Genomic DNA, 4,628 nt, shown 5'->3' on the forward strand with positions numbered 1-4,628 from the left:
TCGCGGGCGGGGTGGCGGCCTGCGCCGTCCTGGTGTCGGGATGCGCGCCGTCGGGGACGGGCGGGAAGGCGAGCGGGCCCGCGTCCGCGCCGCCCGCGGCTGCTCCTGCCCCCGCTCTGGTGATCGGCAAGGAGCAGGCCGAAAAAGTGTTCAACACCTTCGCCTGGGAGCAGTCGCAGTTCAGAAAGCCGGGAGGGCAGGCCGGCATCGCCTCGGTCGCGACGGATCCGCTGCTCGCGGAGTACCGGGCGCGCGCCGGGGTGCCCTTCGACCGCGGCACGGCGCCGACCCCGCAGACCGGTCCCGCGTACCTGATCCCGGCCGAACGCGACTGGCCCGGACACCCCCGGTGGTTCGCCGTCGTCTCCCGGAACCACAGCCAGAAGGTGGAGCGGGCCGCGATGATGACCTACTTCACTCAGGCCGAGCCGGGCGGGCAGTGGAAGGCGGCCGCCATGACGTGGATGCACGACAAGCCCGCGCCGCAGCTCGGGGAGGGCGAGTTCGAGGACCGCGGGTACGAGCGGTTCGGCTTCGCGGTGCGGGACAAGGAGGTCGCCGCGGTCACCCGGGACGCCGCCGGCGCCGCCGCCGCGGCGCCGGCCGCGGAGGAGGAGGGCCGGGTGTGCGGGCGCTACGCGGACTACCTCTCCTTCACCGCCCCGAACGGCGACCCGGAGAGCGAGCACTTCGCGCCCGGCAGGCTCACCTCCGACGTGGTCCGCGACCAGAACCATCCGGAGGAGGAATCGGGCGGCATGCGGCGCAGCTACGCGCTGGAGGTGACCGGCCCGACCCTGCCGGTCCTCCGGCTGGCGGACGGCAAGTCGCTGGTGACCTGCTCGTTCGTCCGGACCGACCACTGGCAGGGCACGTCGTGGAAGGTCCGGTTCGGGAAGGACGACCCGCGCAACGCGCTGCTCGGCGGGGGCTCCGCGTACTGGCGGAAGGCGACGATACGGCACAGCCTGACGGTGACCTTCGAGGTGCCGCCGCAGGGGAAGGCCGACGTGGTGGGGTGCAACTGCCGGAAGCCGGCCCTGCTCTCCGCCGAGGGCACTGCCGCCTAGGTCCTCCCTTTCGGGTCAGGCAGGATCCGGATGAGGCGGCCAGGTTCCGTCCGACTCCGCAAGCCGCCCGTACGGGCCGTTTCGGGGCGGGGAGGCGGGGCATGCGGCGAGGTCGTGACGGGGTGTCACGACTCGGCGGACGGAGGGCCCATGTCAGGATCCGCGCAGCGGCAGTACAGGACGATCACCACCCGGGTGCCGGCCCGCCTGGACCGGCTTCCCTGGTCGCGATGGCACTGGATGATCGTCATCGGCCTCGGGACGGTGTGGATCCTCGACGGCCTGGAGGTGACGGTCGTCGGCGCCATCGCCGGCCGCCTCTCCGAGGAGGGCAGCGGGCTGCCCGTCACCGACGCCCAGGTCACCGGTCTGGCGGCCGCGCTCTACGTGGCCGGCGCCTGCTCCGGGGCCCTCTTCTTCGGCCGGCTCACCGACCTGTTCGGACGCAAGAAGCTCTTCCTCATCACCCTGGCCGTGTACCTCGGCGCCACCGCGATGACGGCGCTGTCGTTCTCCTCCTGGTGGTTCTTCCTCTTCCGCTTCCTGACCGGGTTCGGCATCGGCGGCGAGTACGCCGCCATCAACTCGGCCGTGGACGAGCTCATCCCGAGCAAGTACCGCGGCCGCGTGGACCTCGTCATCAACGGCAGCTTCTGGCTCGGCGCGGTCGCCGGGTCGCTCCTGTCCGTCGTCGTCCTGGACACCTCGCTGTTCGCCCTGGACGTCGGCTGGCGCCTCGCCTTCGCCCTCGGGGTCGTCCTGGGCTTCGCCGTGCTCCTCGTCCGGCGGCACGTCCCGGAGAGCCCCCGCTGGATGCTGATCCACGGGCGGGCGGAGGAGGCCGAGCGGCTCGTCGACGGGGTCGAGGAGCAGGTCGCGGCCGAGCACGGGGGCGGTCCCCTGCCCGAGCCCGGCCCGGCGATGACGGTGCGGCAGCGGCGCAGCACCGGCTTCGGGGAGATCGCGGGCACCCTCGTGCGCACGTACCCGAAGCGGGCGGTGCTCGGCTTCTCTCTGTTCGTCGGGCAGGCCTTCCTGTACAACGCGATCACGTTCGGCTTCGGCACCATCCTCGTGCGGTTCTTCGACGTGCCGAGCGGTTCGACCGGCTACTACTTCGCCGTCATCGCGCTCGGCAACTTCCTCGGGCCGCTGCTGCTCAGCCGCTCCTTCGACACGGTCGGCCGCCGCCCCATGATCGCCGGGACGTACCTGGTCTCCGGGCTGCTCCTGTTCGCCACGGCATGGCTCTTCGGGACGGGCCGGCTGTCGGCGGTGACGATGACGGCGTGCTGGTGCGTCGTGCTCTTCTTCGCCTCGGCGGGCGCCAGTTCGGCGTACCTGACGGTCAGCGAGATCTTCCCGATGGAGACGCGGGCCATGGCCATCGCGTTCTTCTACGCGGTCGGCACGGCGGCCGGCGGCATCGCCGGGCCGCTGGTCTTCGCCGACCTCACCTCCAGCGGTGTTCCCGGCGAGACGGCGCTCGCCTTCTGCATCGGCGCCGCGCTGATGACGGCCGCGGGCCTGGTCGCGGCCTTCTTCGCGGTGCCCGCGGAGGGCCGCTCCCTGGAGGACGTCGCCACCCCGCTGTCGGTGACGGCGCCGTCCTCCGGCGACGACGCGCCGACGCCCGCCGCCCCGGCGTCCCGCGAGCGCTGAGCCCCTCTAGGCCGATCCGATGAGATGACCGCGACTTGCCGCCGCGTCGGCTCCCGGTTCACCGAAAGCGGGAGAAGCTCCATCTGGTTCCGGCCGGACCTCACGAATGTTCGTACGAGGCACACCCGTGCGGAGACGTACGGAAGAGGAGCAGAGCTATGCGTTCTGTACAGCGGGCGACCAGGCGCACCTGGGGCATGCGGGCCTTCGCCCTCCCGGCCGCCGTCGTGTTGGCGGGGCTGGCCTCGCCGGCCTTGGCGGCGGGGCCGGTCCCGGGGGCCGGCGAGACGGACCGCGGCACAGGAGCGGTCGCCGCGCCCGTCCCCGGCCCCGAGGCCGCCGACCGGGACGACAAGGACAAGGACGAGAAAGACGAGAAGGACGACGGCAAGGAGAGCAAGAAGACCAGCAAGAAGCCCAAGACGACCAAGGGCGAGAAGGGCGAGAAGGGCGACCGCGGCCCCAAGGGCGAGCGCGGCGAGAAGGGCGAGCGCGGCGAGCCCGGGCCGAGGGGTCCGAAGGGCGACAAGGGCGAGAAGGGCGAACGGGGCGAGAAGGGCCCGAAGGGCGACGGCGGCCACGACGGGCCGTGCGTCGAGATCGACACCGTCTCCTACACCCCGGACGGCGAGTTCAGCGTCGCCCTGAACCACGACCGGGCGTTCGTCGGCTACCGCAGCAGCCTGTACGCGCCGTACGTGTGGCGGGACCTCTCGACCCGCGACAACCCGGGCTTCCCGCGGAACGCCTGCGCGGCCTCGGTCTCGCTCGGCGTGCCGGCGGCCGGCCCGCAGGTGTACGTGAAGGTGATCACGCGGGGCGGCGACGTGTACGAGACGAGCTGCACGTACACCCTGCCCGTCACGCTGGACACGCTCGTCTGCCCCTACGGCTGGACGGCCCTGGCGACTCCGCGCCCGACTCCCTCCCCGACGCTGCCCGTGCCACCGCCGGCGGGTGCCGGCGCGGAGGGCGCCGGCGCGGGTGCGGCGCCCGCACCGCAGCCGGTGCCGAAGCCCGCCCCTCAGCCGGCCGGCAAGCCCGCCCCGGAGGGCCCGGTACGGCTGCTGCCCGCGCCGGGCGTCTGATCGCCGGGGGGCCTCCGCCGCCCCCGCGCCCCTCGCCGCCGCGTGGCCCCTCGCCGGGGCGCCACGCGGCGGCTTCGCCGCGCCGGTGTCAGCCGGCCTGTTCCGAGGCGGCGGCGGAGAGGTCGCGTCCCCAGGTGGTGATCAGGCGGGCGCTGCCGTCGGCGAGCCGGTAGGACATGCCGACGACCGCGGTGCGGCCGGCGGCGACCCGCTCCGCCAGGGCGCGGGAGCGCTCCATCAGGAGGCTGACCGTGTGGCGGATGTGCTCGTCGACGATGTCGTCGCCGGAGGTGAGGCCGGCGGCGCGGGCGGCCAGGACGCTGGGCGTGACGCGCTCGATGACGTCGCGGACGAATCCGGTGGCCGTCACGCCGTCCTGGAGCGCGGAGCGGGTGGCGGCGACGGCGCCGCAGGAGTCGTGGCCGAGGACGACGACGAGCGGGGCTTCGAGGACGCTGACCCCGTACTCGATGCTGCCGAGCACCTCCGTGCCGGCCACGTGTCCGGCGGTGCGGACGACGAACAGGTCGCCCAGCCCCTGGTCGAAGATGATCTCGGCCGCGAGGCGCGAGTCGGAACAGCCGAACACGACGGCGAACGGGCGCTGCCCGGGGGCCGTCTCGGCGCGGCGGGCGGCATCCTGGTTGGGGTGCTGTGGCGTGCCGGCCACGAACCGCTCGTTGCCGGCGAGCATGGTCTGCAGGGCCGTGGAGGGCGTGAGGGTGTTGGCGTCGGTCATGCGAGCAGACTACGGCCCCCTTCCGCACGCCGTACCGGGGGGTGGGCGATCTCTCCGGCGCGTCAGGCC

General features: G+C 73.6%; 4 protein-coding genes. 3 read left to right on the top strand and 1 reads right to left on the bottom strand.

All coding sequences use genetic code 11. The annotated features are described in order from the left end of the window. From EF903_RS29065 to EF903_RS34850, 3 genes are all read left to right on the top strand, one after another. A partial coding sequence (locus EF903_RS29065; RefSeq protein WP_221888792.1) for a hypothetical protein occupies positions 1-1,070 on the top strand: 1,070 nt, incomplete at its 5' end. 150 nt (positions 1,071-1,220) lie between these two features. Then, positions 1,221-2,732 (top strand): MFS transporter, encoded by a 1,512-nt coding sequence (locus tag EF903_RS29070; RefSeq protein WP_125547991.1) that lies wholly within the window; start codon positions 1,221-1,223, stop codon positions 2,730-2,732. 158 nt (positions 2,733-2,890) lie between these two features. Further along, positions 2,891-3,820, top strand: a complete 930-nt coding sequence (locus tag EF903_RS34850; RefSeq protein WP_125547992.1) for a collagen-like protein — start codon at positions 2,891-2,893, stop codon at positions 3,818-3,820. 88 nt (positions 3,821-3,908) lie between these two features. On the opposite strand, the gene EF903_RS29080 is transcribed toward EF903_RS34850, so the two are convergent. Further along, positions 3,909-4,559 (bottom strand): carbonic anhydrase, encoded by a 651-nt coding sequence (locus EF903_RS29080; RefSeq protein ID WP_125547993.1) that lies wholly within the window; start codon positions 4,557-4,559, stop codon positions 3,909-3,911. Positions 4,560-4,628: the final 69 nt, after the last annotated feature.

Source organism: Streptomyces sp. WAC05292 (genome assembly GCF_003949955.1).
In the GTDB taxonomy this organism is placed as follows: Bacteria; Actinomycetota; Actinomycetes; order Streptomycetales; family Streptomycetaceae; genus Streptomyces; species Streptomyces globosus.

Excerpts from the sequence above, each read along its gene's own strand:
- EF903_RS29070 (WP_125547991.1), top strand. The coding sequence starts at position 1,221 with ATGTCAGGATCCGCGCAGCGGCAGTACAGGACGATCACCACCCGGGTG.
- EF903_RS34850 (WP_125547992.1), top strand. The coding sequence starts at position 2,891 with ATGCGTTCTGTACAGCGGGCGACCAGGCGCACCTGGGGCATGCGGGCC.
- EF903_RS29080 (WP_125547993.1), bottom strand. The coding sequence starts at position 4,559 with ATGACCGACGCCAACACCCTCACGCCCTCCACGGCCCTGCAGACCATG.